Below are 25,947 nucleotides of genomic sequence, written 5' to 3'. Positions count from 1 at the left end.
TTTCCAACCGTTTCGGGCAGAATCCAACACACTCGGTCACAGGCGAAAGGCCCATCATGTACGGCAGCGAGCGACGACGGCGCATCACGGAGACCCTCGCCGCGTCCGGGCGGGTCACCGTGGCCGAACTCGCCGCCGACCTCGACGTGAGCGCGGAGACCATCCGCCGCGACCTGTCGGTCCTGGAGTCGGAGGGCCACCTCGAGCGCACGCACGGCGGCGCGGTGCCCGCGGTCCCGGGCGGGCGGGTGGAGCGGACCCTCGCCGCGCGCCGGTCGGAGAACGTCGAGGCCAAGAGCGCGATCGGCCGGGCCGCGCTGCGCCTGTTGCCCGCCGCCGGCGGGACGGTGCTGGTCGACGCGGGCTCCACGACCGCGGCCCTCGCCGAGGCGCTGCCCGCCGACCACGGGCTGACGGTCATCACCAACTCGGTGCCCGTCGCCGACGGCCTGCACCGCGCGGCGACCGACGACCTGCACGTGCTCGGCGGGACCGTCCGCGGACTCACCGGCGCGTGCGTGGGCGCGTCGGTGCTGCGGGCCCTGGAGGCGATCCGGGTGGACGTGGCGTTCGTCGGCGCCAACGGCCTCCACCCCGATCGTGGCCTCACCACCCAGGACCCGGACGAGGCGGCAGTGAAGCACGCTATGTGCTGCGCCGCGCGGCGGGTGGCGGTGCTCGCCGACTCGAGCAAGTTCGGCCACGAGTTCCTCGTCTCGTTCGCCTGCCTCGACCAGATCGACGTGCTGGTCACCGACTCGCCCCCGCCCGGCCCGCTCGCCGCCGCTCTGGACACCCACGGAATCGAGGTCGTGCTGCCATGATCGTCACGCTCACCATGAACCCGTCGGTGGACCGCACCGCGCAGCTGCCCGCGCCGCTCGCCGTGGGCGGGGTCAACCGCATCGCGACCGTCGACGACTCGCCCGGCGGCAAGGGCGTCAACGTCGCGCGCGTGCTGGCGGCCGGCGGGGTGGAGGCGCGCGCGGTGTTCCCCGCGCCGCCCGAGGACCCGTTCGTGACGATGTGCGCCGGGACCGGCGTCGTGACGTCCGTGGTGCCGGCGACCGGGGCCGTGCGGGTCAACCTCACGCTCGCCGACCCCGACGGGACCACCACCAAGATCAACGCCCCGGGCCCCGAACTCGACGCCGCCACCCTGGATCGGGCCCGGTCCACGATCGCCGACCTCGCCCGCGACGCGCAGTGGGTGGTGCTGTGCGGTTCCCTGCCGCGCGGCGTGGGGGACGACTTCTACGCCGACCTGGTCACCGCCCTGCGCCCGGCGGGAGCGCGCCTCGCCGTCGACACCTCCGACGCGCCCCTGGCCGCCCTCGCCGCGCGCCTCCCGGCCGCCGCGCCGGACCTGGTCAAACCCAACGGTGAGGAGCTCGGCCAGCTCGCCGGCGTCGACGGCGCGGAGCTGGAACGACGCGCCGCCGACGGCGACACCGGACCCGTGGTCGCCGCCGCGCGCGCCCTACGCGACCGGGGCGTCGGCGCGGTCCTGGTCACCCTGGGCGGTGCCGGAGCGGTCCTGGTCGACGACGACGAGACGTGGTTCGCGAACGCCCCCGCCGTGCAGGTCAGGTCCACGGTCGGGGCCGGCGACTCCGCGCTCGCGGGATATCTGCTCGCCGGGGCACGCGGACTCCCGCCGCGGGACCGCCTCGCGTGGGCGGTCGGTCACGGCAGCGTGGCCGCCTCCCTGCCCGGCACCGGCCTGCCCCTGGGCCTCGACCCCGCGACCTTCCGCGCCACGCTCAGGCGCCTCGACTGAGGTCCCCCGACCCCCGCCCCACCCCTTCTCACCACGACAGCCCTTCTCACGACGACACGGAGCACGGCCATGAACCAGCCCATCATCGAGACCGCCGCCGTGCGGCTCGACGCCGACCTCGGCGGCACCAAGCAGGAGGTGATCCAGGCGCTCGCCTCGACCCTCGTCGACGCCGGGCGCGCCGATGACCACGACGCGCTCGTGCGCGACCTGCTCGACCGCGAGGACAAGGCGGCCACCGGCATGAAGGGCGGGATCGCGATCCCGCACTGCAAGTCCGAGGCCGTGACCTCGCCGAGCCTGGCGTTCGCGCGACTCGACCCGCCCGTCGACTTCGGCGCCAAGGACGGGCCCGCCGACCTCGTGCTGATGATCGGAGCCCCCGCCGGCGGCGGCAAGGAGCACCTCAAGCTGCTCGCCACGCTTGCGCGGAACCTCGTGCGGGCCGAGTTCGTGGACTCCCTCCGGGCCGCCGCCACGGCCGAGGACGCGGTCGCGGCCATCGAGAAGGTGCTCGCCGCGCAGGAGCAGAAGGTCTCGTCGTCGTCCTCGTCGTCGCCCGCCCCCTCGGCGCCCGGCGCCGGTGCGGCGACCACCCCCGACGGCGGCGGTGCGGCGACGCCCACCAGCGGTGACGGCGACGCGCCGCTGCGCCTGGTCGCGGTGACCGCGTGCCCCACCGGCATCGCCCACACCTACATGGCCGCCGACTCCCTCGCCCAGGCGGCGCAGGCCCGCGGCGTCGACCTGCAGGTCGAGACCCAGGGCTCGGCCGGCGCCACCGCCCTCGACCCGGGCGTCATCGAGGCGGCCGACGCGGTCGTGTTCGCCACCGACGTCGGCGTGCGCGACCGCGGCCGCTTCGCCGGCAAGCCCGTCGTCGAGTACGGCGTCAAGAAGGCCATCGACGCCCCCGACCGGGTCCTCGACGACGCGCTCGCCGCCGCGCGCGATCCCCGCGCCCGACGCGTGTCGGCCGACTCCGGCGACGGCACGGCGACCGCCGCCTCGGGCTCGGCCGGCGCCGACGAGCACTGGGCCCGCGGGCTCCAGCGCGCGGTGATGACCGGCGTGTCCTACATGATCCCGTTCGTCGCCGCCGGCGGCCTGCTCCTCGCGCTGGGCTTCCTCTTCGCCGGCTACGACGTCGCGTTCGTGTGGCAGGAGCTGTCCACCTCGTTCACCCTCACCGACCTGCCCGGCGAGGTCTGGTACCTCGACGGCGAGGTCGTCTCCGCCGGCACCGCCGGAGCCGAGGTCCTCACGCACACGGGGCTGCGCCTCTACATCGGTGCGGTGCTGTTCGCGATCGGGCAGGCCGCGATGGGCTTCATGATCGCCGTGCTGTCCGGCTACATCGCCTACGGCCTCGCCGACCGCCCGGGCATCGCGCCCGGCTTCGTCGGCGGCGCCCTGTCCGCGACCCTCGGCGCCGGCTTCATCGGCGCGCTGGTCACCGGCATCCTCGCCGGCTACCTCGTGCGGTGGATGACCACGTGGAAGACCCCGCGCTGGCTCTCCGGGCTCATGCCCGTCGTGCTCATCCCGCTCATCGGCTCGCTGGCCATCGGCCTGCTCATGTTCCTGCTGCTCGGGCGCCCGCTCGCCTCGCTGACCTCGGCCATGGAGTCGTGGCTCGGCGGCATGACCGGCTCGTCTGTGATCCTGCTCGGCGTGATCCTGGGCCTCATGATGTGCTTCGACCTCGGCGGGCCCGTCAACAAGGCCGCGTACACGTTCGCCACCGCCGGCCTCGTCGCCGACAACCCGGCCACCCTGCGGATCATGGCCGCCGTGATGGCCGCCGGCATGGTGCCGCCGCTGGCGATGGGCCTGGCCACCGTGATCCGCAAGCGCCTGTTCAGCCCGGCCGAGCAGGAGAACGGCCGCGCCGCGTTCCTGCTGGGCGCCAGCTTCATCACCGAGGGCGCGATCCCGTTCGCGGCCGCCGACCCGCTGCGCGTGATCCCGTCCATGATGGCCGGCGGCGCCGTCACCGGAGCGCTCATCATGGCGTTCTCGGTGGAGTCGTACGCGCCGCACGGCGGGCTGTTCGTGGTGTTCGCCATCAGCCCGGTGTGGGGCTACCTGGTGGCAATCCTCGCCGGCACGCTCGTCGCCTGCGCGGCCGTGGTCACCGCCAAGTCCGCGCGCCGGACCCCGGCCGTGGCGCCGGCCGCCGCGGCCGAGCCGGTCGCGGCCTGATCGGCCGCCGCGGCTGAGCCGGTCGCGGCCTGACCGACCGCCCTGCACGATGGCGGCAAGGCCCGACCCCCGCGCCACCGCCACCCACCCCACCCACCGCACACGCACCTCGCACACAGGAGGAGAGTCACCATGGCCAGCACCACTGTCATCGTCGGATCGGCCGAGGGCCTGCACGCCCGACCGGCCGGCATCATCGCCGAGGCCGCCGAGAAGTACGACACGGACATCGAGATCACCTTCGACGGCGAGGAGGCCGACGCCGCCTCCGCGATGCTCATCATGGCGCTCGGCGCGGAGAAGGGCGCCGAGGTCACGGTGAGCGGCGACGACGCCGACGCCGTGGCCGAGATCGCCGCCCTCATCGAGCAGGACCTCGACGCCGACTGACGGTCTCGCCAGCCCCGCCGAGCAGAGGAAGTCGCCTGTATCGCCCGAGAAGCGATGCGCGAATTCCTCTTCTCGGCGGGACGAAGGGGGTGGCGCTCAGACGTCCACCGTCTCCGAGGTGCCCGACCGGGCCAGGGCCGCGAGCTGTCGGGTCGTCGCGCCCGGCAGGTACGCCCGACCGATCGCCACACCGATCCGAGGCAGATCCGCCTCGTCCCGGAAGCAGAGATACACGGGCTCGATCCTCGGATTGAACTTGCTCTTGAAATGGTGCAGCGACCGGAACCCGTAGTAGGGCTCCAGCGCCTGACCCAGCAGATCGAGTCCGCGGTCGAGGACGGCCACTTCGTCGTCGTCCCCACTGCGAGCCAACGGGGCACCGGACAACGAGACATAATCGGCGCCCTCCTCCCTGAACTGCAGGGCCGAACGGGCGATGAGGAACTCGACCATGTTGTTCGCGCCGGGGCCGTTCCGCTTGCGCATGAGGTCCAGCGTCCAGCCGCGCACGCCGCCGTCCGGGCCGCCGCGGTAGACCGGCAGCCACGACAGGGCCGCCTGGACGACCCCGCCCGAGTCGACGGCCAGGGCGATGCGCACGTCGTCGTCGAGCGCCTCCTCCACCGTCCCCAGGGTGAAGCCCATCTCTGGCAGCTCCTTGTCCCCGACCCACTGCTCGGAGATCTCCCGGACCTGCGCCAACACGGACGCCGGCTGCTCGCGCAGCAGTCCCGAGACGAACGTCGTGCCGCTCTTGGTGGCCTTGTTCATGGCGGTGCGGATCTTCTGCCACTTCTTTCCGCTGAACTCCAGGTCGGGCAGATCCATGATGGTGTCCTCGGCGATCTGCAGCGCCCGCCAGCCGTGCGCGCGCATCCGGTCGGCCGTCTCACCCGACACCGAGAACAGGCACGGTACCGCGGCCTGGGCCTCGGCGAAGTCGACGAACGAGGTGAGGAGCGTGTCGCGGTCGGCGGGGTCCGCCACGGGATCGGCGAGGGCGATGATCGTGCCGACGTGCATGCGGTAGCCCACGACGCCGTCGGGAGCGCCGGTGGCGTCCTCCCGGCCGCCGCCGAAGAAGTAGTTCATCGGCTGCCACGTGATCATCCACGACATGGTGCTGCCGCCGTGGCGTCGGATGAGCTCGCGGACGCGCTCCACCACCTCGTCCGAGTGCACGCCGGAGCCGGTGACGCGCTGCCGGATCCGCACGCCGAACGCGCCGCGACCCACCACCAGCAGGACGGCCTCGCCGATCCACAGCAGGCCGGTGCCGAGGGTGACCGCGCCGAGCGACTCGAAGTCGGCGGCGACGACCAGGGCGGTGACGACGAGCGTGGCGATCGCGGTGACCACGGCGTACGCCAGGGCCACGCCCCACGCGAGCCGGTACCCGCGGCGGAGCAGCTCGGCGGTCGCCGCGGCGATGAGGACGGACAGGAGCATGCCGGCCAGGCTCACGTCGTCGGCTTCCGTCGGTCCGAGGGGGCCATCGGACGGCAGGAAATACACCACCACGTGGACCGCCGCGATGAACCACATGCCCGCCGAGACCACCAGCCGGGTCTCCCGCCGGGTCCGGGGCGCCAGACCCCGCTCGGTGCGGGAGAAGAACCGTTCGCCGACGAACAGGAACACCACGAAGGCGATCAGGTGCGTCAGGTCGGCCAGACTTCCCACGAACAGGAACGACACGATCACGTAGCCGTACAGCACCGCGCGCGCCCGGAGCCGCCACGGCGAGACCAGGGTGGCGGTGGCGGCGGCGAGGACCGCGATCACCGCGGTCGAGCACCCGACGTCCAGGAGCACGGACAGTTCGGTGGCCCACTCCCACCCGACGGCGTCGCCGGGCACGATCACCGCGGCCGCGCCGAGCACGCCGATGAGCTGACCGACCGCGGCGACCACGGCCGTACGTGCGGGGCCGAGCCGCCACTCGCCCGCACCGATCCCCGCGGCGACCAGCACGAGCAGCGACACGTGCTGCAGCGGTGTGAGCCCGAACCACGGCCCGGTCACCAATGTCCACCAGCGACCGCCCTCCAGCGCGGGCACGCCGTAGGCGACGTCCGGGAACCAGGAGGCGTTGCGGGCGCTGCGCCACAGGGTCTCGAAGACCAGGCCGGTGACCAGCAGTGCCGCGACGATCGCGGCGGTGACGGGCAGGCGCCGCGCGGCGGTGGCGACGGCGTGGCCCGCGGTGGTCAGGGGGGACCGGGCGGCGGGTTCATCGGTCGTCTCGGTGATCTGTTGGGTGCTCACAAGGGGACCTCCGGCGAGGGGACGGCTCAAGTATGAGCCCGCCGGGGTGAACCTGTTGTTATTTCGTGAGCGACAGGGCTGTGAGGACGGTCTCCACCTCGGCCCGGTCACGGCCGCGCAGCCCCAGAAGCGGCCGGGGCAGGCAGTCCTCCGGAGCGAGGCCGAGCAGTTCGGCGACGGCCGCCACCACCCGCAGGCTCCCGTGCCGGGCGAAGAGGTCCCACAGTGGGGCGAGCCGGTTCGACGCGGCGCACGCCTCCCCGCTGTCGCCCGCCAGCGCCGCGCGGGCGATCTCGAGGGCAGGCCCGGGCAGGGTGCCGGCGAGGACGGAGTACCAGCAGTCGCAGCCGCCGAGGAGCGCCGCGGCGGCCGAGGGATCTCCGGACACCCCCAACCCGACGCGCGCGGGCACGGCCGCCCGGAGCCGCGCGATGTGCTCGCGCGCGGCCTCGGCCTCCGGCGGGGGCGGTGGGATCTTGATCGACGCGACCGAGGGCAGCTCCGCCAGACGGGCGTAGAGCGCGGGCGTGAAGTCGAACCGGGTGGTGCCGGGGTTGTCATAGACCACCATCGGCACGGACAACTCGGTCGCGACGTCGGTGTACAGGCACACCACGTCGTCGGCGGTGAGCGGTTGGTAGCTCATGGGGGCGAGCATCACCGCCGAGGCGCCGGCCGCCTGCGCGTCGTGGGCCAGAGCCCGTACGTGCGAGGTGCGCAGCGCGCTGATGCCGACGATCACCGGGACGTCGGCCGCGTGCCGAACGGTCAGCTCGGCCACGCGGCGCCGCTCGGCCCGGTCGAGGTAGGCGTACGAGCCGGTGGAGCCGAGCGCGCCGATCGAGTCGACCCCGGAGCGCGCCAGCCGCTCGACGAGCTCGACGTAGGCGTGCTCGTCGACACGGTCGTCGCGCAGCGGGGTGAGCGGGAACGCGCTCAGGCCGGTGGTCGCTTCCGTGCGCACGCGGCCGGTCACAGCGTCAGCACCCGCCCGCACACCACCAGGTGCACCTCGTCGCAGCACTCGGCGACGGTCTGGTTGAGCGCACCGAGTAGGTCCCGGAACAGCCCGCCGGAGAGGTAGGGCGGGACGACGCCGGAGCCGACCTCATTGGTCACCAGCACCACGTCGGCCCGGTCCTTCAGCGCGGCGCAGAGCACGTCGGTGCGTTCGTCGACCGCGGCGCGGGCCTCGTCGGTGGGCGCGTCCCACAGTCCCAGGCCGTCGACCGTCGCGGTGAGCCAGGTGCCAAGGCAGTCCACGAGGACCGGGCCGGGCGCCTCGCGCAGAGCGGTGGCAACGTCGGGGGACTCGACCGTGCGCCACCCCGCGGGCCGGTGGGCGCGGTGGTGGGCGACGCGTTTAGCCCAGTCGGGGTCGTCGAGGTCGTCGGCGGGATGGCCCGGCGCCACGAACGTCACCGTGTCGGGTTCGGACTCGGCTAGCAGTCGCACCGCGTGCCGGGACTTCCCGGACCGCACACCGCCGGTGACCAGGACACGCATCAGCGTCGACGATCCCGGCCGACCGCGGTCACTATCGCCGTCCGCGGGTGAAGTAGAGGATCGGCCCGATGAAGTTGACCACGATGATCGCGGCCCACTTGCCCTTGGAACCGTTGACCTTCGCGGCCGGTCGCGCGGCCAGGTCCGCCCACGCGGACACCGCGAGCGAGACCTGGAGGGCGACCAGCGCCCACAGGCCCGCCCGCTGAGCGTCGTTCAGTTCGCTGATGCGCTTCTTCCGGGCCATGCCGGACCTCCTCCGTCGATGTGGTGACCTGACTCTAGAGGGTCCGGGGCCGTGTCGATCCCCGGATGGCGGCGCCCGGCGGCGGGGTTTCCGGGCAGCAGCCGAGAGCGGAAGCGCGAGCCCGGGTACCACCCGGCGAACAGCAGAACGAGGATCGTGAGGTCCACGATGTCGCCGCCGTAGTACATGAGCTGGGCGCCGATGCGGGCCTCGGTCGGCTCCACGCCTGTCGGTGGGTGGGCATAGAGCCACTTGCCGAGGATCGAGTGGGCGCCGATGAACAGCACGAGCACGGTGGCGCGGGCACGCAGGGACGCGCGGTGGGGGTTCGGATCGGGCCCGATCATGGCCACGGTGAACGCCACCCCCGCGAGTAGGACGTGCACGTGCACCACCACGTGCAGCGCCGGTGCGCTGTGCATCTCCGCGAACAGATCGGTGGCGTAGAGCAGCCACAGACCGCCCGCGTTGAGGCCGGCCGCGACGACCGGATGGGTCACCACGCGGACGGGCGGCGAGCGCAGCACCGCCGACAGGGTCCGTGCACCGGGGGCCGGGAGTGTCCGGAGCGCGAGTGTCACCGGCGCGGCGAGGACCAGCAGGAGCGGTCCGATCATGCCCAGAAGCAGGTGTCCGACCATGTGGGCGGTGAAGTCGTGACGGGCGGCGTCGGCGAGAGGGCCTGCCCAGGCCAGGCCGACGCAGGCGAGCCCGGTGATCCAGGCGGTGGTGCGCCACCGGGCCCACGGTCCGCGCGCGCGGTGCCGGTGGACGCCGGTGAGGTAGGAGGCCAGGGCGAGGGCGAGGACGGTGAGCCCGATCGCTTCGGAGATCCACCATCCGGCTGCCGCGTCGTGCGCGACGGTCCCGAGCCCGTCGTGTCCGCCGCTCCCGGGGTGGCCGGGGTGACCGGCGTGCCCGCCGGGTGCGGGATGCCCGGTGTGCCCGGTGTGCCCGCGCGGGTCGTGCCCGGAGTCCACGGCCGGTCAGACCCAGGGGCGCCTGACGGCGGGGGCCCGCAGCGGAACGGCCCTCGTCCGGCGCAGGATGACGATCCCGATCAGCAGCAGAAGCACCGCGGAGATGATCCACACGAGGTCGTAGACGAGCAGGTCCACGCCGTAGCGGATCTGGTGTATGCCGAGGATCTTGTGGAAGACCACTCCGTCGAACAGCTGGAAGACACCGATCCCGGCGAGGGCCGACCCGGTCCATCGTCCCCACGGGACCGAAATCTGCTGGCGGACGTCGGCGAACATGAACAGGCCCCACACGGTGATGAGCCAGGTGGCCCCGTGGAAGAGTCCGTCGGCCACGAGGGCGACCGTCGTGGTGGACAGGTCGTAGAAGTGGTGCCACTGCAGGAGCAGATGGAAGATGAACAGGTCGATGACCGAGCCGGCGATACCGCAGCCGAAGAGGAATCCCGACAGGACGAGGCGTCGGCCGATGGCGGGCGGGGGCGACGTGCCGGCGGGGTCGACGTCGGGTGTGGGTGTCGACGGCGTGGGCATGGACTGGTCCCTCCGGCGGTGGGATCGGCGTGACCCCAGAGAGTAGAGCTGGGGAGTCGGCCGGGCCACCGTTTCGACGCGGTCGGTCAGCCCGCGCTGGCGGCCTCGGGTTCGTCTCTCTTCTTCCCGGCCTTCTCCCACTGGGTCCGCTCCCTCATCTCCCTGGGGCGGAAGTAGAGCAACCCGGACAGGATGGCCACGAGGAAGACGATCAGCATCGCGATGAACAGCGGCCAGACGCCCGTGAGGAAGACGATCGGCACGGCCAGCGCGGTGACGAGGCCGCCACCGAAGAACGGCTCGAAGACGAGTTGTTTGTAGCCGAACGCCTCGAACGCGGGGCTCTCGCCCTCCGGGTCGACGATGCGCATGAGGATGAGGCCTGTGGCGGTGACCCCCATGGACTGCCCGAAGTCACCGATGCCGCGCTCGAACCAGAACCGGCCGATGATTCGTGGTGCCAGCCAGAGGAAGATCCCGACGTTGAAGGCGATGCCTGCCACGGCGAGAATCGCGAAGGCACCGATGTTCTCCCCGATCGCCTGCAGGGACAGCGTGGCGATCGCCGCCACGATGAGGAAGTCGAGTGCCCACCCCTGGATCCTCAGCATGATCTGCGGGTCGATGACGTGGGCCACTCCGGCCTTCGAAGCGACGAGCTGGACGATCACGCCGCCGAGCAGGGCGATGGGGAACAGGGGTACGTACGCGAAGATCTCCAATGGAGTGTTCTCATCGAGCATGATCGACGCGTAGGTGGCCTGCTCGATCCAGCGCAAGCCCTCGAGGATCCCGAGCCCGATGAGAATCGCGACGGTGACCAGTGCTATGTGGAGGGACAGCGGCTCCACCGACGAGGGGCGCGAGGTCATCTTGCCCGCCGAGTAGTACTCGTCCTCGCGGAACAGGCCCTTCTGCTCACTGATGGACATCTTGGCGCTGCCGCTGATGAGTTCGGTCTTGCCCGTGCGGGCCCCCCAGTTGATCAGACCGATGCCGATCACGATGCCGCCGACGATACCCACCGTCGCCATACCGACGGCGAGGTCGGCCCCCACTTCGAAGCCGAGTTCCTCGAACACGCCGCGCATGCCTGCCGCGGTGCCGTGGCCACCCTCGAAGCCGATCTCGATGAGCGCGCCCGTCATGGGTGAGGCGCCCAGTAGCGGTACCAGGATCAGAGCGGCCAGCAGCAGGCCGACGACGTATTGCCCGGAACCCAGGGCCACACCGAGAGACAGCTGTGGGCCGACGAGCCTGACGGCCCGCTTGGGGCTCGGTAGGTCCTGGCCGAGGAACATCGTGGCGAAGATGACGCTGATGAGCAGGCCCGGGAGGGCGGACCACACCTCCACCATCGGTTCGGTGAACAGGCCGTTCTCTCCCCACGGCCCGTTGAACCGGCCGAGGACCTCTGGGCCGAGCAGGAGCAGGAGCGCCCCGCCGACGATGGAACTGGGCAGGAAGAGGGACTGGACGATCCCCACCTTGACGCGGATGACCTTTCCGATCAACAACGCCAACCCGAGGATGAGGAGGGCGAAACCGACGGTGTCTGCGGACATGGCGCGCTCCTTCGACCCTGTGAGAACCCGTGAGGCGGACGTTCTCTCGTGGGACTCAACCTACCGACCGAGGGGCGACCGCGCCCCGGTTCGGGGCGCGGTCGCCAGTCGCCGTCGTCAGCCGCGGCCGCCAGTCCGGTCGTCGGTCGCCGCCGTCAGGCGCGGATCAGCTCCCGTTCCCGGTCGCCGTCGGGTCCGGCGCCGGGGGTGGCGTCGGGCGCGGTCACCTCGCCGGCCGGTGGGGTCGGCGGGTGGGTGTGGTGGTCGATCGTCGTGCGCAGCGGCTTGAAGCGGTCGATGACGACGACGACGAGCAGGGAGATCACCCCCCAGACGGCGAAGGTCAGGAGATGGCCGGGCACCACGTCTCCGTCGAAGTAGAGGATCGACCGGATCGACTCGACGGCCGCGGGCATGGGCAGATAGTCGTGCAGGATGCGGAAGATCTCCGGCTCCATGTAGATCGACAGCGCGCCGTTGGAGGCGGGGACGCCGAGGAACATCAGCACGCCCACCACGGGGATCACGGCGAACAGGCCGATGAGTCGCTCGAAGATCGTGGCGAACATCGCGACGCAGTAGATCGCGACGATGCCGACACCGAACAGCGCCCAGAAGTGCCCGTCGACGGCTCCGGTGATCGGCCCGGCGATGAGCCAGATCAGGGCCGACATGAGCGGCGCGTAGACCGCGACGATCGGCAGCAGTGTGCGCAGCGGCCTGCTGGCCGGGGCCGCGTTGGCGCCCACCACGATGATCATGAACCCGGCCAGGACCCAGCCCATCGCGACGTACATGCTCACGGTGCCGCCGCTGTCGGAGCTGGGCAGCGGCGCCACGTCCTCGGAGACGACCGGCAGCTGCTGCGCCCCGGCGACCTGGGTGAACACCTGGTTGACCACCTGCTGCGCGGCGCTGCCGCCGGCCTGGTTGGTCATCACCGTGGCGGTGGGATTCTCGGCCGAGGGCAGCACGAAGGCGCCGACGATCTCGCGGTCGGCGACCATCTCGCGGGCGTCGTCGCTGGTTGCGGCCACCCGCAGGTCGAACATGCCGGTCATCTGCGCGTCGAGTCCGTCGACGGTCTGCTGCGCCTGCTCCGCGGTGGCACCGACCACGGCGACGGGCATCTCCCGCGGCGTCGGCTTGTCCATCGCGCCGAGCATCACGGTGATCATCATCCCCACCATGAGGAAGGGGAACAGGAACACCGCGGTGTAGCGCCAGAACCGGCTCTGGGGACGAGCGCCGCCGTGGAGGGACGGCATGTTGATGACCACGGGCGCGGGGTTGGGGTTCCTACGCCGCTTGATCACGTCGACGAGGGCCGTCAGAGCCAGGCCGACGACCGCGCCGATGGCCAGGACCGCCAGGTGCGGACCGACCCCGCGACCGTCGAGGTAGAGGACGGACCGCATCGCCTCGCCGATGGCGGGCGTGGGCAGGAACGTGTGCAGGTACGGGTACAGGCCCGGCATCGTGTGCACGGACATGCCCATGTTGGAGGCGGGCACGCCCAGCACCATGAGGAAGAGCATGCCCACAAGGACGGCCATGGCCCCGAACAGGCGCGTGAAGAAGAGCTGGACGGCGCCCACGGCGAAGACGCCCAGCCAGGCGATGCCGAGCACCTCGGCGGTGTGGCCCTCGACGACGCCGAGCACTGGGCCGGTGACAAGCCAGACGAGCGCGGCGATCACCGCGGACCACCCGGCGAGCAGCGGGACCGCGCGGCGGAACCGGAGCAGCTCCGGGGAGTTGGACACCAGCACGCTGAACGGCAGGTATCCGGCCATGACCAGGGCGGTGGCCATGAACATGGCGCCGAGGCCCGACATATCGGTGGCCGGGAGCGGGGCGGGGTCGATGGTCTCGAGGGTCATCCCCTGCGACAGGATCTGCGGGGCGACCAGCCCCTGGACGACGGACGCCTGCGAGGCGCCCGCCCCACCGGCGGTGTAGAGCGTCGCGGCGGGGCCCTCGAGGTGCACCGCTCCGGAGGCCTCCTGGTCGAGGACCATCTCCCGCGCGGCCTCGGGGTCGTCGACCACGCGCACGTCGACCGCGTCCGGGTCGGCCGCCTCGAGGGCGTCGGCGAACGGGACGGTCTCGGACGTCGCGCCGGAGACGACTATGGGCATGTCGTTGGGCGTCGGCGAGCTCATGGCGGCCAGGTAGCCGGTGATCATCATGCCGACCATGAGGATGGGCATGACGAACATCGCCACGTAGCGGCCGATCTTCTCGGCCCTGGCGCGCTTGAGCGCCGCGGCCTCATCCGCGGAGAGCTCGTCCGCGGAGAGCTCGTCCGCCGGGGGATCGGCGGACGCGGGCGCGGTGGTCGCGGGCTCGCTCGGCGAGGAACCGGGGGACGACTCGGACGTGGTGCTCAAACGACAACTCCTGGCGCATCAACGGGGTCGGCCGCCGTGGTGACGAGCCGACCGGGCAACTTTACGACAGGTGGCGTAAATTCGACGCCGGCTGTGATGAGGTCCACGCTGACGAGGTGGGCGTCCCGACGAGGGAGAGACAGGGTGGCGGATGAGTAAGCACGGGGACAGGGCCCGGCAGGCGCTGATGGATTCGGCGGAAGAGCTCTTCGCCCGGCACGGGATCGACGCGGTGTCCAACCGGCGGATCACCGAGCACGCCGGGACCGCCAACCACTCGGCCGTCGCCTATCACTTCGGCACCCGTGACCAGCTGATCCTCGCCATGGTCGACCGTCATCTGTCGGCGACGGGGGAGCGGCGCGCGCAGCGACTGGCGGCGCTGGGCGACGACGTGGGGCTGCGGGACCTGGTGGCCGCCGGGATCCTGCCGGTGGTCGAGGTGCTCGCTGCGCTCCCGGTCCCCAGTTGGCGCGCTCGCTTCCTGCGTCAGGCGCGATCGGTTCCGTCGGTGGTGGCGGTCCTGGCGACTCGGGCCGGTCACCCCGACGGTCTCGAGTTCCTCGCCCGGCACACCCCGCTGTCCACGGACGAGGGATCGCGGAAGGTCATGCAGGCGCGGGTCGGGATCGTCAGCCACCTGGTGTTCGGCGTCTGCGCCGAGTACGAGGCCCGGGTGGAGGACGACGACGAGGAGGGCACCTGGCTCGACGTGGGCTACTTCCTCGTTGACTCGGTCGTCGGCCTCCTCACCGCACCGGTCACCCATCGGAGCTCGTACCTCCCGCGGTCCTCGGTGCCCGGTCTGGTCTGACCGTCGCCGGACGATGCGGCGAACGGCCACGCGGCCGTCGCCCCCCGAACTAGCGTGACGACCACATCGACTTCTCCAGGAGGATCAGCATGGCCGGAAGGCTCGAGGGCAGGGTCGCGTTCATCACCGGGGTCGCACGGGGACAGGGTCGGGCGCACGCCGTCCGCCTGGCCGCGGAGGGCGCCGACATCATCGGACTCGACCTGGCGGGCCCGCTGCCCGAGGCCGTCCCCTACGACCCGGCCACCCCCGAGGACCTCGAGGAGACCCGGCGCCTGGTCGAGGAGCAGGGCCGCCGCGCGCTGCTCTCGGTCGGGGACGTGCGCGATCTGGACGGGCTCAAGAAGATCGTCGACGACGGGGTGGCCGAGCTCGGCCACCTGGACGTCGTGGTGGCCAACGCCGGCATCTGCACCCCGCAGATCTGGGACACCATCGCGCCGGAGGACTTCGCCGCCACCATCGACACCAACGTCACCGGCGTCTGGAACACGGTGATGGCGACCGCGCACCACGTCATCGCGGCCGGCGGCGGGTCGATCATCCTCACCAGCTCGTACGCGGGCAAGAAGATCCAGCCGTTCATGGTCCACTACACCACCTCCAAGCACGCGCTCGTCGGCATGACCCGCGCGTTCGCCGCGGAGCTGGGCCCGAAGAGCGTGCGGGTCAACAGCATCCACCCCGGCGGCGTGGCCACACCGATGGGCGGCGGCGACATGGTGAGCACGCTGGAGAAGGTCGGCGAGTCGAACCCGCCGCTCAACCTCATGGGCTCGACGTTCCTCGAGCAGACCTACGCCGAGCCCGAGGAGATCTCGAACGTCGTGGCGTTCCTGGCTTCCGACGAGTCGAAGTTCATCACCGCCGAGCACATCAGCATCGACGGCGGCTCCCAGTACTTCTGACCACTGCCCGAGGGTCTTCCGACCGCGCCGCGCCGCCGTGGGGGATCATCGACAGATGACGCAGACCCGGTGGAGAGACCTGACCGAGTGGCCCCTCATGGCGGCCGCGCTCGCCTTCCTCTTCGCCTACGCGGCCATGGTGCTCGCGAGGCCGGCCGGAGCGGCGTTGCTCGTCGCCGAGGTCGTGATGTGGGGTACCTGGCTGTTGTTCGCGGTGGACTTCGTGGTGCGGCTGGTGCTGGCGGATCAGTGGGGTCGGTGGATGCTCACGCACTGGTACGAGGTGGCGGTGATCCTGCTGCCCATGCTGCGTCCGCTGCGACTGCTCCGGCTGGTGACCTTGTTGGGGGTGATGCATCGGTCGGTGGGCAGCGCGGTGCGAGGTCAGGTCATCACCTACGCCGCGGGGTCGACGGCGGTGCTGCTGGTTGTGTCGTCACTCGCGATGCTGGACGCGGAACGCGGGGCGCCCGGGGCATCGATCGACAGCTACGGGGAGGCGCTGTGGTGGTCGGCGGTCACGGTGACGACGGTGGGGTACGGCGACTACTCCCCGGTGACCGCGGTGGGCAGGGCGATCGCCGTGGGGCTGATGGTCGCGGGCATCGCCCTGCTCGGTGTGATCACGGCGACGCTCGCCTCGTGGATCGTCGAGCGGATCGGTGAGCAGGGCGACGCCAATCAGGCCGCGACGCGGGCTCAGGTGGCCGAGCTGTCCCGCGAGCTCGCCGCACTGCGGCGCGAGCTGTCCGCGGGGCGTGTGCCTGATGACCCGGTCGGGGACTCACGTGACCACGCGCGCGGCGGCGCGTCCGTATCGTCGTGACATGAGCACTTCGGAGCCCATCGCACTGGAACTCACGGCCCGGTACGCCACCGAGTTCCCCGAGCTCGGCGTGCCGTGGAAGGCGGCCGAAGCGTCGGATCCGCGACTCCTCGCGCTCAACGAGTCGTTGGCCGCCGAGCTGGGCCTTGATCCGGAGTACCTGCGCGGCGTAGAGGGGGTGCGCCTGTTCACCGGCAACCACGTGCCGGACGGCGCCACGCCCGTCGCCCAGGCCTACGCGGGCCACCAGTTCGGCGGGTACTCGCCGCGACTGGGCGACGGCCGCGCACTGCTGCTCGGCGAGCTGCCCGACGGCCGCGACCTGCACCTCAAGGGCTCGGGCAGGACACCCTTCGCGCGCGGCGGCGACGGTCTGGCCGCGGTGGGCCCCATGCTGCGCGAGTACCTCATCAGCGAGGCCATGCACGCCCTCGGCGTGCCCACCACCCGCGCGCTCGCCGTGGTGGCCACGGGCGACACCGTGTACCGCGAGACGCCGCTGCCCGGCGCGGTGCTGGCCCGCGTCGCCGCGAGCCACCTGAGGGTGGGAACGTTCCAGTTCGCGCGGTCGACCGACGACGGCGAGCTGCTGCGCCGGCTGGCCGACCACGCCATCGCCCGGCACCACCCGCACGCCGCGGACGCGGAGAACCCCTACCTGGAGCTGTTCGCCTCCGTCGTCGGCGCCCAGGCCGACCTCGTGGCGCGCTGGATGCTGCTCGGGTTCATCCACGGCGTCATGAACACCGACAACACGACGATCTCCGGCGAGACCATCGACTACGGGCCGTGCGCGTTCATGGACACCTTCGACCCGGCGACCGTCTTCAGCTCGATCGACACCGGCGGGCGCTACGCCTACGCGAACCAGCCGCCGGTGATGCAGTGGAACCTTGCCCGCTTCGCCGAGACGCTCGTGCCGCTCGTCGACCCCGAGCCGGAGGAGGCGGTCCGCCTGCTCACCGAGGTCCTCAACTCCTTCCCGGAGCGGTACCAGCAGGCCTGGACGGCCGGGATGCGGGACAAGCTGGGGCTGTCGGCCGAGGTCCCCGACGCCGAGGCGAACGACCTGATCGAGGAGCTGTCCCGCCTGCTCAACGCGACCCGGCCCGACTACACCGGCTTCTTCCGCGCCCTCGGCGCCGCCGCGGCCGGGGACAACGCCCCGGTGCGTGAGCACGTCGGCACCCTGGCGGAGGGCTGGCTCTCGAAGTGGCGGGCCCTCGGACCCGACCAGGGATCGATGTCGCGTGCCAACCCGCTCTACGTCCCGCGCAACCACCTCGTCGAAGAGGCCCTCGACGCGGCCACGGCAGGGGACATGGGCCCGTTCACCGACCTCCTCGTCGTCGTCACCGATCCCTACACCGAGCGCCCGGGGCGCGAGCGCTACGCACAACCGGCCCCTCCGGACGCTGCGCCCCACGTCACCTACTGCGGAACCTGAGGCGAAACTCGTTACAGTACAAGCATCTTGACAGGAAACATTTACTTACTCACTCTGCCGTTTATCAGGCGTTCGTACGACACTGAGGTTGTTACATCAATCTTGTGGAGCGCCGGTGTGTGCCCCTGGGGGTCAGGACGTGCGAATATTCATCGCGGACAGCGACGGCGGCTACCGGCAGCCCTCGAGGATTCTTGGACGGTTCGTCGACAATCTGGCGGAATGGACAGGTGCCCGGGAGGCCGTCAGGGTGCAGTGGCCCACCCCGGGGCAGCTGAACCCCCGGCGGTCCCACACCTGGGAATCCGCGGCCGCCGCGGGCGTGGCCGACCTCAGCCGGCTCGTGCGCCTGCACCCCTCGGACCCGCTGGTGCTCATCGGCGTCTGCAGCGGCACGCGCGTCATCTACGACTGGATGGACGCCCATCCGGAAGATCTCGACCGCGTGGTGGCCGTCGGGATGATCGGCGACCCGTACCGGCCGCGTGACCGCTGGCTCGACGGCACCCCGGACCCTGGCGGGCAGGGCGTGGCCGGCCTGCGACGCGGCCCGATCCCGGAGCGCACCCACTGGGTGTCCGTGCCGGGGGATCCGCTGAGCGGCGTGCTACCGGACTGTCTGCTACGCGGCGTGGTCCGCGCCTCCGCCCTGGCCCCCGACCAGGTCTACGACGAGCTGCTCGAGGACCTGCCGGACACCCGGCCGCGTCTGGCCGCCCGGCTGAAGCTGGCGCAGCAGCCCGCGCAGTGGTCGCCGCAGCTCCTGCGCCGCCTCGACGACGCCGCGGCCGTCCTGACGACCTATCGACAGCGCGAGTACGCCGCCCTGTACGAGTCCGGCGAGGACGGGGCGTCCCCGCTGACGCGGCTCGCCGCGGCCATCGTCGACCGCGTCGACGCACGCGACCGCGAGGGTGGCGGCGACTCCGGCCACGGCGGCGACGCCGGCTGGTCCCGCGGCGTGCGGCCGCAGCTCAGCGAGTGCGCATCCGGGACGGCGTAGCGAACGACCGACCCCGGCCCGCGGCGCTGAGCCGGCCCTTCCGCTGGCCCGTCGCGTCGACCGGGTCCCGACCCTGTCCCGCGGCGCCGACCGAGTCTCGGTCGCGGTCGCGGAGCAGTTCCTCGAACGCCGCCGCCGGCCGGGGCGTGGGGAGCAGCCCAGCGTTGGCGTCGGCGAGCAGTGAGTTCACCGTCTCTCGCGCGCACGTCTTGTTGGAGCCGAGGAACCCGCGCGGGCCGCGCTTGATCCAGCCCACCACGTACAGGCCGGGGACCTCGCTGCCGCCGACGGCGTCGAGGACGCGGCCCTCGCGGCTGGGGATCGTCGCGGTGTCCGGGTCGAACGGCACGCCCGGCACCTCGACCCCGCGGTAGCCGACCGATCCCAGCACGAGACCCGCCGGGATGGTCTCCTCCGAACCGGCCCGGGGCACGGCGCGGACCCGGCCCGTCTCACCGCCGACGAGGTCGGTACGCACCACGCGCAGGCCCTCGGTCCGCTCCGTGCCCACGACCTCGACCGGGGCGGTCTGGAAACGAAGGACGATCCGGCGGCGCTCGGTGCCGTCGGCGCCGCGGGTGGCGCCGGCGGCGTCCGCGGACTCCTCCCCGCCGGCGGTCCTGGCCGCGATGCGGGCCAGGTACTCCGTCTTCAGCCGGCTCTGGCGGGTGGTCGCGGCGTCGGGGTCGATGCCGCCCGGGGCGTCGACGCGCAGGTCGATGTCGTCCCGCGCGGCGAGCCCGACCAACTCGGGCAGCGTGAACGCCGCGTGCTCCGGGCCGCGGCGGCCGAGCACCACGACCTCGCGTACCCGGCTGTCTCGCAGCGCCTCCAGGGCGTGGCGGGCGATGGAGGTGTCGGCGAGCCGCTCCGGGTCGGTGGCAAGGATGCGCGCCACGTCGAGGGCCACGTTGCCGTTGCCGACGATGACCGCGCGCTCGTGGTCCAGCGGGACGTGGGCGTCCGCGTGGTCCGGGTGGTCGTTGTACCAGGCCACGACCTCGGTGGCCGACGTGCTCCCGGGCAGATCGGTGCCGGGGATGTCTAGAGGCCGGTCCGTGCCGGCGCCGGTCGCGTACACCACCGCGTGATGATGGGCCGCCAGTTCCGCGGCCGTGACGTCCTCGCCGACGTGCACCCCGAGCCGGTACCCGAATCCGGGCTGGTCCTCGATGGCCCGGAACAGGTCGGCCACCGCGCGCGTGCTGGTGTGGTCGGGCGCCACCCCGTGCCGGGCCAACCCGTGGGGTACGGGCAGGCGCTCGAACACCGTCACCTCCACCCCGGGCTGGCGGAGCAGTTCGTCGGCGGCGTACAGCGCGGCCGGCCCGGCGCCCACCACGGCCACCCGCACGGTCGTGCGCGTGGGGCCGAGGCGCACGAGCGTGGGGACGCGCGCCTGCGGCCGGGAGGGACGGTCGTCACCGGTCAGTTCGGCGTTGATCTGCAGGAAGTCGTGCTGTTCCGGGGCCAGCTCGGTGTGCGGCACGATCGCCCCGACCGGGCACGCGCCCACACACGCCCCGCAGTCGACGCAGGACACCGGGTCGATGTAGAGCATCTCCGCCGTGGCGAAATCCGGCTCATCCGGAGTGGGATGGATGCAGTTGACCGGGCAGGCGTGGACGCACGAGGCGTCCGCGCAGCAGGCCTGCGTGATGACGTGGGGCATGGCGGCTTAGCTCGCGCCGACGGCCGGAGCGGGCTCGTGGAACGCCACCGGCGGCTCGCCGCGGAAACGGGAGGGGCGACCGTCGATCTTCAGCGCCTTCCACACCCGGCGGGCGGTCGGGTTCATGAGCCCGGAATCCTCGGCGAGCATGCGCACGTCCCCGAACAGGTCCGAGAGGAACCGGCGCGACTCGGCGCTGTCCCAGTACAGCTCGTCGACGACCTCCTGCGGGATGTCGAAGGCGTCGCGGAACTCCTTGGTGGGCTTGAGGATGGCGTCGCACAGCAGCCTCATGATCACCGGGAACGCCAGCGAGACCAGGAACTTCTCCCGGCGGGACATGCGCGGAGCGTTGCGGGCGACGAATGTGTGGGCGAAGGAGATGTGCCGGGCCTCCTCGGCGACGTGGATCTCCATGATCCGCGACAGCACCGGCGGCAGATCGTCCGAATTACGCAGCACCTGCTTCTGCGTGTGGTCGATCGGCTCCTCGCCGGCGAGTACGCCGATGAAGAAGGCAACCGGGAACGGGCCGGCCACCATCGGGATGATGGGGGAGAGGCGGCGCAGCCACTTGGGCATGCCCGGAACATCCGCGCCGATGGCGTTCACGCCCTGCTGGAACATCTGGGTGTGGTGGCACTCCTCGGTGGCCTCGTGGGTGAGGTAGCGGAACTCGGCCGAGCCGTTCCGCGACTTGAAGACGTACTGCATGATCCCGCGGATGAGGAGGTTCTCGAACTGCAGGCCGACCTTCATGATGTTGGCCTGGCGCCACAGGCCGATCGCGATCTGCTTCTCCTCGGGCTGTGCCAGGTACCAGGGGTGCCCGCCCAGCGGGTCGATCCCCGAGGGCAGGATCCAGCGCTTGTCGGTCGGGTCCACCTTGAAATCCGCGTGGTCCCAGGAGATGTCCTTGAACGGGTCGAAGCTGCGGTGGACCGAGGCGTCCGACAGGCGCCGGAGCGTGCTTTCGTACTCCTCGGTGGTGGCCGACGGGGCGGGTGCGACAGCAGTCATGATTTTCTTCCTTCCGGTCACCGGCCGTTGCCGGGAGCGTGGGAACCAGATCCGGATGGGTACAGAGTGACATCCGTCATCCATATGTACCTGACGCTAGACACAGAGGCTCAATTCGTCAAGCAGTCATGAGGGGATTGTCAGTTCTGCGCGGGCGCGCCGAGCAGTCTCAGCGCTGCGGGTGCGCGCCGAGGAGGGGGCCGAGATGGTTGCGGGCGAAGGCCCGGGCAACGGCGGGGTCGTCGAGGTCGATGGTCGTCGACGGCGTGAGGACGAAGGAGACGACCAGCCGGGCGGTCAGTTCCGCCACGATCAGCACCTCCTCGTCGCTGCGCGGGTCGGGGGCTGCACGGCTGATCTCCGCGGCGAGGAAGTGCGCGGCGGCGGTGATGAGCGGCGCGCCCTGGACGGTGAAGTGGGGGACCGTCGCCTCGGGTTCGGTCTCGAGGAGGCGGTTGAGCAGGTCGTGGTCGCGGAGCGTCTGCACGGTGAACGCGAATCCCTCGGTGAGCTTGTCCTCGATGGACTCGTGCACGTCGAGCTCCCGCTGCAGGTCCGCGAGAAACCACGACGCCTCTCGCAGGAGCGTCGCCTCGACGAGTTCCTGCTTGTTGGCGAACCGCCGGTAGAGGGTCATCCGCGCCAAACCCGCCCGGCGGGTGATGTCGTTCATCGTCGACCGGGCGATCCCGACACTCTCGAACTGCGCGGCGGCCGCGTCGAGGAGCTGTTCGCGGATCGGGTCGTCGGCCTCGGCGGCGTCCGGCAGTCCGCGTCCGGAACGGAGCATCGCCAGTGGATCGGACGACGGGTTCTCGCTCATGGGGTCGATTGTCCCACCCCGGTGCGACCGTGCCGGACCTCGCGCGCGGTCATGCCCCACCACCGGCGCGCGTACTGGCTGAAGGTGGTCGCGTCGCCGAGGTCGAGGGCCGAGGCGATCTGGTATAGCGGGATCTCCGTGGTGGTGAGCAGCCGCGCGGCGACCTCGCGGCGGACCTCGTCGCGGACCGCGGAGAAGCTCGTGCCCTCGCCCGCCAGACCGCGCTGGAGCGAGCGGGGTGACATGGACAGCAGCCCGGCGATCCGGGCGAGGGACGAGGCGCCGGCGTCGAGGGACTGGTGGAGCGCCGCGCGGGTCCGGTCGGTCAGACTCCGGCGGTCGGTGGGCACGTGCTGTTCGAGGTAGCGCAGCGCCAGCTGCTGGACGGCGTCGTCGCCGCCCGAGATCTCCCGGCCCAGGAGGTCGGACGGCACGCGCAGGACGGCGGACTGGGTCGACGGCGTGACCGGCGCACCGAACAGAGCCTCGTACTTCGCTGCGTCGGTGTTGAGCGGACCCGGGAGCTCGACGGAGAGCAGCCCGTAGTCGCCGCCGAGGACGGTGCACATGGCCCGGTGCAGGAAGAGCAGCACGAGGTCGACGGCCTGGGGCGGGATGAGCTGGCCGGGGTCCCGGTAGCCGAACCGCACGCCCAGCACGTCCGGGTCGCGGCGCGGATCGGGGACGACGGTGATCTCGATCGACCTCGAGTGGAAGAACAGGTACTTGGAAGTCATCTCGAGTGCGTCGGTGGTGGTGCGCGCGTTCTTCACCACCACCGCGACGGGGCCGAGCATGTCGAGATCCTGGTGTTCGGCCACGCGGAGCCCGAAGTCGGGGCATCCGAGTTCGGCGGCCGCGGTCTCCAGCAGGAGCGCGATCGCCAGGTCCTCGACCAGCATCTCGTCGCTGTCCAGGGCACCGTAAGGCAGGCCGGAGCGCCGGGCGAGGTCGTCGGCGTCGCCGCCGAGCCCGGCCACGACGGCGCGAACCCCCCGCAGCCCCGCGGATCGTATGAACGCCATGTGAGCACTCTGGGCGACGTGGCGTGAAAGAGCAACTTGTTGGCGCATTACGGAAACCATCACTCGCCGCGGGGGGGTTACGGTACGTGGCATGATTGGTAGCACCCACCTCCCGGGCGGGCCGGGCACCGAGCCCGCCGACCCGCTGGACCTGCTCATCGTCGGGGCGGGGATGTCGGGGATCGACCTGGCCCACCACGTCCACCGCGCCTTCCCGGACTGGCGCTGGGAGATCCACGACGTCCACGACGATCTGGGCGGGACCTGGCACACCTTCCGCTACCCGGGCATCCGCTCGGACTCGGACATGGCGACCTTCGGGTTCCCCTTCCGGCCCTGGCCCCACGACTCGACGCTCGGCAACGGCGAGGACATCAAAGAGTACATCCGCGACACGGCCCGCGAGGCCGGCGCGCTCGACCGCCTCCACCTGGGCTCGTGGGTCGCGAACGCCGACTGGCGCAGCGACGTGCGCCTGTACCGCGTGACCTGCCACACCGCGGACGGCGAGCGCATCGTGTGGGCCCGCCGGGTGCACTTCGGGTCGGGCTACTATTCCCACGAGGAGGGATTCCGCCCGGAGTTCCCGGGCGAGGAGGCCTTCCGCGGGGAGATCATCCACCCGCAGCAGTGGCCGGAGCACCTCGACTACGCCGGCCGACGGTTCGTGGTGATCGGCTCGGGCGCGACCGCGGTGACGCTGGTCCCGGCGCTGGCGGAGCTCGGCGCGGACGTGACCATGCTGCAGCGCACTCCGAGCTACATCGGCCCGCTGCCGGAGAAGGACGTCATCAGCGCGGTGTGGAGGCGGCTGCTGCCGGCGCCGTGGGACCACCGGATGGCCCGGCTCAACCACGGCGCGCGCGACACGGCGCAGTTCGTGATCGCCCAGCGCCTGCCGTGGCTGTTCAAGGCGGCGCTGCGGGCGATGCAGCGGCGCTACCTGCCGGCAGAGCAGATCGACCAGCACTTCACGCCGCCGTACCGGCCGTGGGACCAGCGCGTGTGCAAGGCCCCCGACGGCGACATCTTCCGCGCCATGCGACGCGGCGCCGCGCGGGTGGTGACCGGGCACATCGACCGGTTCACGGAGACGGGCATCCGCCTCACCACGGGCGAGCGCGTCGACGCGGACGTCATCATCACCGCGACCGGGCTGCGGCTGCAGGTCTTCGGCGGCGGCACTCTGAGCATCGACGGCGAGCCGCTCGACATCCCGTCTCTGGCCACGTACCGCGGCATGATGCTGGCGGGTGTGCCCAACGTCAGCTTCACCGTGGGCTACATCAACTCCTCGTGGACGCTGCGCGCGGACATGGTCTCGCGCTACATGGTCCGCCTGTGGGGGTCCGGCGAGGAGGTCTTCGCGCCGCGGCTGCCCGACGAACCGGCCGATCAACTCCTGCTGGACTTCGACGCCGGCTACATCCGGCGCGACGGTCACCTGTTCCCCAAGCAGGGCGCCTCGCGACCGTGGCGCTACGTGCAGAACTTCCTGGTGGAGATCCCCGAGCTCGCGTTCGGTGACCAGCGCCGCGAGATGGCGTTCGGGGAGGACGTGGTCCTGACCGGCGCCCGCCGCGCGCCGGGTGGCGGCGGTGGTGGTGCCGGTGGTGCCGCCGTGCGTGAGGTGGCCGAGAGGAGCGACGACGAGGTGGCGCGATCATGACCCGTTTCCTTCCACGCCGGAGCGCCGGACTGTCCGGGCAGGCCGCCTCCGACGGGCCGGGCAGACGCGTGCTCATCACCGGGGCGGCCTCGGGGCTGGGCCTGGCGCTGGCCCGGGAGTATCTGGCGCTCGGCGACGAGGTGATCCTCACGGACGTCCACGCCGACCCGCCCGCCGCGGTACAGGGGCTGCCCGGGCGGTGGTCGTACCGCCGACTGGACGTCACGTCCGACGCCGACTGGGCGGCCGCCGCCCAGGACATCGACTCACTGGACATCCTCGTCAACAACGCCGGCATCGCGGTCGGCGGATCCCTGGAGACCACGTCCATGGAGTCGTGGCAGCGGATCGTGGACATCAACCTGCTCGGCGTCGTGCGGGGTTGTCGCGCGCTCGCGCCGAAGCTCGGTCGCGGCGGCCGCCTGGTCATCACCGCCTCGGCGGCGGGGCTTGTCCACGCGCCGAAGATGGGGGCCTACAACGCGACCAAGGCTGCCGCGGTCGCGCTGGGGGAGACCCTCGACGCCGAGCTGCGGCCGCGCGGGGTGTCGACGTCGGTGATCTGCCCACAGTTCTTCAGGTCGGGTCTGGCGGAGTCGCTCTCCGGCGACGACCCGAAGGCGGACGAGATGGCGCGGAAGCTGCTCACGCGGACGCGACTGACGTCGGAGATCATCGCCCGGCGGTCGGTGCGCGGCATCGAGGCCCGCCGGGTGGTCATCACGCCCGACGCCCTGGCGACGTTCTTCTGGTATTCCAAGCGTTTCTCCCGCGTGCCGTTCCTCGGGTCGACGCGCCTGATCGGCCGGGCGGTGGCCCGCCAGGGCTGACGCCGCGGCGGGCCCCCGCGCCGAGACAGGCGCGGCGACGGC

General features: G+C 71.7%; 23 protein-coding genes. 11 read left to right on the top strand and 12 right to left on the bottom strand.

From position 1 onward, the window contains the following. The first annotated feature begins 56 nt into the window (after positions 1-56). The 4 genes from A6035_RS16500 to A6035_RS16485 all read left to right on the top strand — a co-directional run bounded on the left by A6035_RS16500 (position 57) and on the right by A6035_RS16485 (position 4,375). Entirely contained in the window at positions 57-824 is a 768-nt protein-coding gene (locus tag A6035_RS16500; protein ID WP_108848829.1) for a DeoR/GlpR family DNA-binding transcription regulator, read from the top strand. Then, positions 821-1,780, top strand: a complete 960-nt coding sequence (locus tag A6035_RS16495) for a 1-phosphofructokinase family hexose kinase (RefSeq protein ID WP_108848828.1) — start codon at positions 821-823, stop codon at positions 1,778-1,780. The genes A6035_RS16500 and A6035_RS16495 overlap by 4 nt, the downstream gene beginning before the upstream one ends. A 69-nt stretch (positions 1,781-1,849) precedes the next feature. Further along, positions 1,850-3,985, top strand: coding sequence for a PTS fructose transporter subunit IIABC (locus A6035_RS16490; RefSeq protein ID WP_108848827.1), 2,136 nt, complete (start codon positions 1,850-1,852; stop codon positions 3,983-3,985). 132 nt (positions 3,986-4,117) lie between these two features. Then, entirely contained in the window at positions 4,118-4,375 is a 258-nt protein-coding gene (locus A6035_RS16485; protein WP_007629212.1) for an HPr family phosphocarrier protein, read from the top strand. 96 nt (positions 4,376-4,471) lie between these two features. Here A6035_RS16485 and A6035_RS16480 read toward each other — a convergent pair whose 3' ends face one another. The 8 genes from A6035_RS16480 to A6035_RS16445 all read right to left on the bottom strand — a co-directional run bounded on the left by A6035_RS16480 (position 4,472) and on the right by A6035_RS16445 (position 13,868). Then, positions 4,472-6,643 (bottom strand): bifunctional lysylphosphatidylglycerol flippase/synthetase MprF, encoded by a 2,172-nt coding sequence (locus A6035_RS16480; protein ID WP_108848826.1) that lies wholly within the window; start codon positions 6,641-6,643, stop codon positions 4,472-4,474. Between the two features lie 58 nt (positions 6,644-6,701). After that, complete coding sequence (locus tag A6035_RS16475; RefSeq protein ID WP_167400746.1) at positions 6,702-7,607, bottom strand: dihydrodipicolinate synthase family protein; 906 nt, start codon at positions 7,605-7,607, stop codon at positions 6,702-6,704. 8 nt (positions 7,608-7,615) lie between these two features. Then, a complete protein-coding gene (locus tag A6035_RS16470) occupies positions 7,616-8,149 on the bottom strand; it encodes a bifunctional adenosylcobinamide kinase/adenosylcobinamide-phosphate guanylyltransferase (protein WP_108849351.1) in 534 nt (177 codons plus the stop codon). Positions 8,150-8,180: 31 nt separating this feature from the next. Continuing rightward, positions 8,181-8,396, bottom strand: coding sequence for a PLDc N-terminal domain-containing protein (locus A6035_RS16465; RefSeq protein WP_108848824.1), 216 nt, complete (start codon positions 8,394-8,396; stop codon positions 8,181-8,183). Further along, the gene (locus A6035_RS16460) at positions 8,366-9,376 is read right to left on the bottom strand and encodes a cytochrome c oxidase assembly protein (protein WP_235026573.1); all 1,011 of its coding nucleotides are present in this window, start codon (positions 9,374-9,376) and stop codon (positions 8,366-8,368) included. Before A6035_RS16460 ends, A6035_RS16465 begins: the two co-directional genes overlap by 31 nt. 6 nt (positions 9,377-9,382) lie before the next feature. Then, on the bottom strand, positions 9,383-9,910 hold the full coding sequence (locus tag A6035_RS16455) for a DUF2243 domain-containing protein (protein WP_108848823.1): 528 nt from the start codon (positions 9,908-9,910) through the stop codon (positions 9,383-9,385). 86 nt (positions 9,911-9,996) lie between these two features. Next, positions 9,997-11,475 carry a sodium/glutamate symporter gene (locus tag A6035_RS16450; protein WP_108848822.1) on the bottom strand — a complete coding sequence of 493 codons (1,479 nt, stop codon included), beginning with the start codon at positions 11,473-11,475 and terminating at the stop codon, positions 9,997-9,999. Positions 11,476-11,630: 155 nt separating this feature from the next. Then, positions 11,631-13,868, bottom strand: a complete 2,238-nt coding sequence (locus A6035_RS16445; RefSeq protein ID WP_244192474.1) for an ABC transporter permease — start codon at positions 13,866-13,868, stop codon at positions 11,631-11,633. A gap of 151 nt (positions 13,869-14,019) precedes the next feature. On the opposite strand from A6035_RS16445, the gene A6035_RS16440 reads away from it, so the two are divergent. The 5 genes from A6035_RS16440 (at position 14,020) to A6035_RS16420 (ending at position 18,866) form a co-directional block, all read left to right on the top strand. After that, positions 14,020-14,682, top strand: a complete 663-nt coding sequence (locus tag A6035_RS16440) for a TetR/AcrR family transcriptional regulator (protein ID WP_108848821.1) — start codon at positions 14,020-14,022, stop codon at positions 14,680-14,682. An 89-nt stretch (positions 14,683-14,771) separates the two neighbouring features. Further along, complete coding sequence (locus A6035_RS16435) at positions 14,772-15,590, top strand: mycofactocin-coupled SDR family oxidoreductase (RefSeq protein ID WP_108848820.1); 819 nt, start codon at positions 14,772-14,774, stop codon at positions 15,588-15,590. 55 nt (positions 15,591-15,645) lie between these two features. Further along, positions 15,646-16,416: a potassium channel family protein gene (locus tag A6035_RS16430; protein WP_235026785.1), complete on the top strand. Its 771-nt coding sequence runs from the start codon at positions 15,646-15,648 to the stop codon at positions 16,414-16,416. 1 nt (position 16,417) lies between these two features. Next, positions 16,418-17,863: a protein adenylyltransferase SelO gene (locus A6035_RS16425; RefSeq protein ID WP_108848819.1), complete on the top strand. Its 1,446-nt coding sequence runs from the start codon at positions 16,418-16,420 to the stop codon at positions 17,861-17,863. 139 nt (positions 17,864-18,002) lie between these two features. Beyond that, entirely contained in the window at positions 18,003-18,866 is an 864-nt protein-coding gene (locus A6035_RS16420; protein WP_162534015.1) for a hypothetical protein, read from the top strand. Here the strand turns inward: A6035_RS16420 and A6035_RS16415 are convergent. The 4 genes from A6035_RS16415 to A6035_RS16400 all read right to left on the bottom strand — a co-directional run bounded on the left by A6035_RS16415 (position 18,838) and on the right by A6035_RS16400 (position 23,406). Next, positions 18,838-20,538 carry an FAD-dependent oxidoreductase gene (locus tag A6035_RS16415; RefSeq protein WP_108848817.1) on the bottom strand — a complete coding sequence of 567 codons (1,701 nt, stop codon included), beginning with the start codon at positions 20,536-20,538 and terminating at the stop codon, positions 18,838-18,840. The two genes, A6035_RS16420 and A6035_RS16415, sit on opposite strands and share 29 nt — an antisense overlap. 6 nt (positions 20,539-20,544) lie before the next feature. Continuing rightward, positions 20,545-21,558 (bottom strand): AurF N-oxygenase family protein, encoded by a 1,014-nt coding sequence (locus A6035_RS16410; RefSeq protein WP_108848816.1) that lies wholly within the window; start codon positions 21,556-21,558, stop codon positions 20,545-20,547. Between the two features lie 169 nt (positions 21,559-21,727). After that, on the bottom strand, positions 21,728-22,381 hold the full coding sequence (locus tag A6035_RS16405; RefSeq protein ID WP_108848815.1) for a TetR/AcrR family transcriptional regulator: 654 nt from the start codon (positions 22,379-22,381) through the stop codon (positions 21,728-21,730). Further along, complete coding sequence (locus A6035_RS16400) at positions 22,378-23,406, bottom strand: AraC family transcriptional regulator (protein ID WP_108848814.1); 1,029 nt, start codon at positions 23,404-23,406, stop codon at positions 22,378-22,380. The genes A6035_RS16405 and A6035_RS16400 overlap by 4 nt, the downstream gene beginning before the upstream one ends. A 91-nt stretch (positions 23,407-23,497) precedes the next feature. Between A6035_RS16400 and A6035_RS16395 the strand changes: the two genes are divergently transcribed. Continuing rightward, a complete protein-coding gene (locus A6035_RS16395; protein ID WP_108848813.1) occupies positions 23,498-25,075 on the top strand; it encodes a flavin-containing monooxygenase in 1,578 nt (525 codons plus the stop codon). Further along, the gene (locus A6035_RS16390) at positions 25,072-25,905 is read left to right on the top strand and encodes an SDR family NAD(P)-dependent oxidoreductase (RefSeq protein WP_235026705.1); all 834 of its coding nucleotides are present in this window, start codon (positions 25,072-25,074) and stop codon (positions 25,903-25,905) included. Before A6035_RS16395 ends, A6035_RS16390 begins: the two co-directional genes overlap by 4 nt. The last annotated feature ends 42 nt before the right edge of the window (positions 25,906-25,947 follow it).

Origin of the sequence: Dietzia lutea (genome assembly GCF_003096075.1) — a bacterium.
GTDB lineage: Bacteria > Actinomycetota > Actinomycetes > Mycobacteriales > Mycobacteriaceae > Dietzia > Dietzia lutea.
Note: the sequence above shows the minus strand (reverse complement) of the source record. Positions and strands in the feature narration are given on the sequence as shown.

Excerpts from the sequence above, each read along its gene's own strand:
- A6035_RS16500 (WP_108848829.1), top strand. The coding sequence starts at position 57 with ATGTACGGCAGCGAGCGACGACGGCGCATCACGGAGACCCTCGCCGCG.
- A6035_RS16495 (WP_108848828.1), top strand. The coding sequence starts at position 821 with ATGATCGTCACGCTCACCATGAACCCGTCGGTGGACCGCACCGCGCAG.
- A6035_RS16490 (WP_108848827.1), top strand. The coding sequence starts at position 1,850 with ATGAACCAGCCCATCATCGAGACCGCCGCCGTGCGGCTCGACGCCGAC.
- A6035_RS16485 (WP_007629212.1), top strand. The coding sequence starts at position 4,118 with ATGGCCAGCACCACTGTCATCGTCGGATCGGCCGAGGGCCTGCACGCC.
- A6035_RS16470 (WP_108849351.1), bottom strand. The coding sequence starts at position 8,149 with ATGCGTGTCCTGGTCACCGGCGGTGTGCGGTCCGGGAAGTCCCGGCAC.
- A6035_RS16465 (WP_108848824.1), bottom strand. The coding sequence starts at position 8,396 with ATGGCCCGGAAGAAGCGCATCAGCGAACTGAACGACGCTCAGCGGGCG.
- A6035_RS16455 (WP_108848823.1), bottom strand. The coding sequence starts at position 9,910 with ATGCCCACGCCGTCGACACCCACACCCGACGTCGACCCCGCCGGCACG.
- A6035_RS16450 (WP_108848822.1), bottom strand. The coding sequence starts at position 11,475 with ATGTCCGCAGACACCGTCGGTTTCGCCCTCCTCATCCTCGGGTTGGCG.
- A6035_RS16440 (WP_108848821.1), top strand. The coding sequence starts at position 14,020 with ATGAGTAAGCACGGGGACAGGGCCCGGCAGGCGCTGATGGATTCGGCG.
- A6035_RS16435 (WP_108848820.1), top strand. The coding sequence starts at position 14,772 with ATGGCCGGAAGGCTCGAGGGCAGGGTCGCGTTCATCACCGGGGTCGCA.
- A6035_RS16430 (WP_235026785.1), top strand. The coding sequence starts at position 15,646 with ATGACGCAGACCCGGTGGAGAGACCTGACCGAGTGGCCCCTCATGGCG.
- A6035_RS16425 (WP_108848819.1), top strand. The coding sequence starts at position 16,418 with ATGAGCACTTCGGAGCCCATCGCACTGGAACTCACGGCCCGGTACGCC.
- A6035_RS16415 (WP_108848817.1), bottom strand. The coding sequence starts at position 20,538 with ATGCCCCACGTCATCACGCAGGCCTGCTGCGCGGACGCCTCGTGCGTC.
- A6035_RS16410 (WP_108848816.1), bottom strand. The coding sequence starts at position 21,558 with ATGACTGCTGTCGCACCCGCCCCGTCGGCCACCACCGAGGAGTACGAA.
- A6035_RS16405 (WP_108848815.1), bottom strand. The coding sequence starts at position 22,381 with ATGAGCGAGAACCCGTCGTCCGATCCACTGGCGATGCTCCGTTCCGGA.
- A6035_RS16400 (WP_108848814.1), bottom strand. The coding sequence starts at position 23,406 with ATGGCGTTCATACGATCCGCGGGGCTGCGGGGGGTTCGCGCCGTCGTG.
- A6035_RS16395 (WP_108848813.1), top strand. The coding sequence starts at position 23,498 with ATGATTGGTAGCACCCACCTCCCGGGCGGGCCGGGCACCGAGCCCGCC.
- A6035_RS16390 (WP_235026705.1), top strand. The coding sequence starts at position 25,072 with ATGACCCGTTTCCTTCCACGCCGGAGCGCCGGACTGTCCGGGCAGGCC.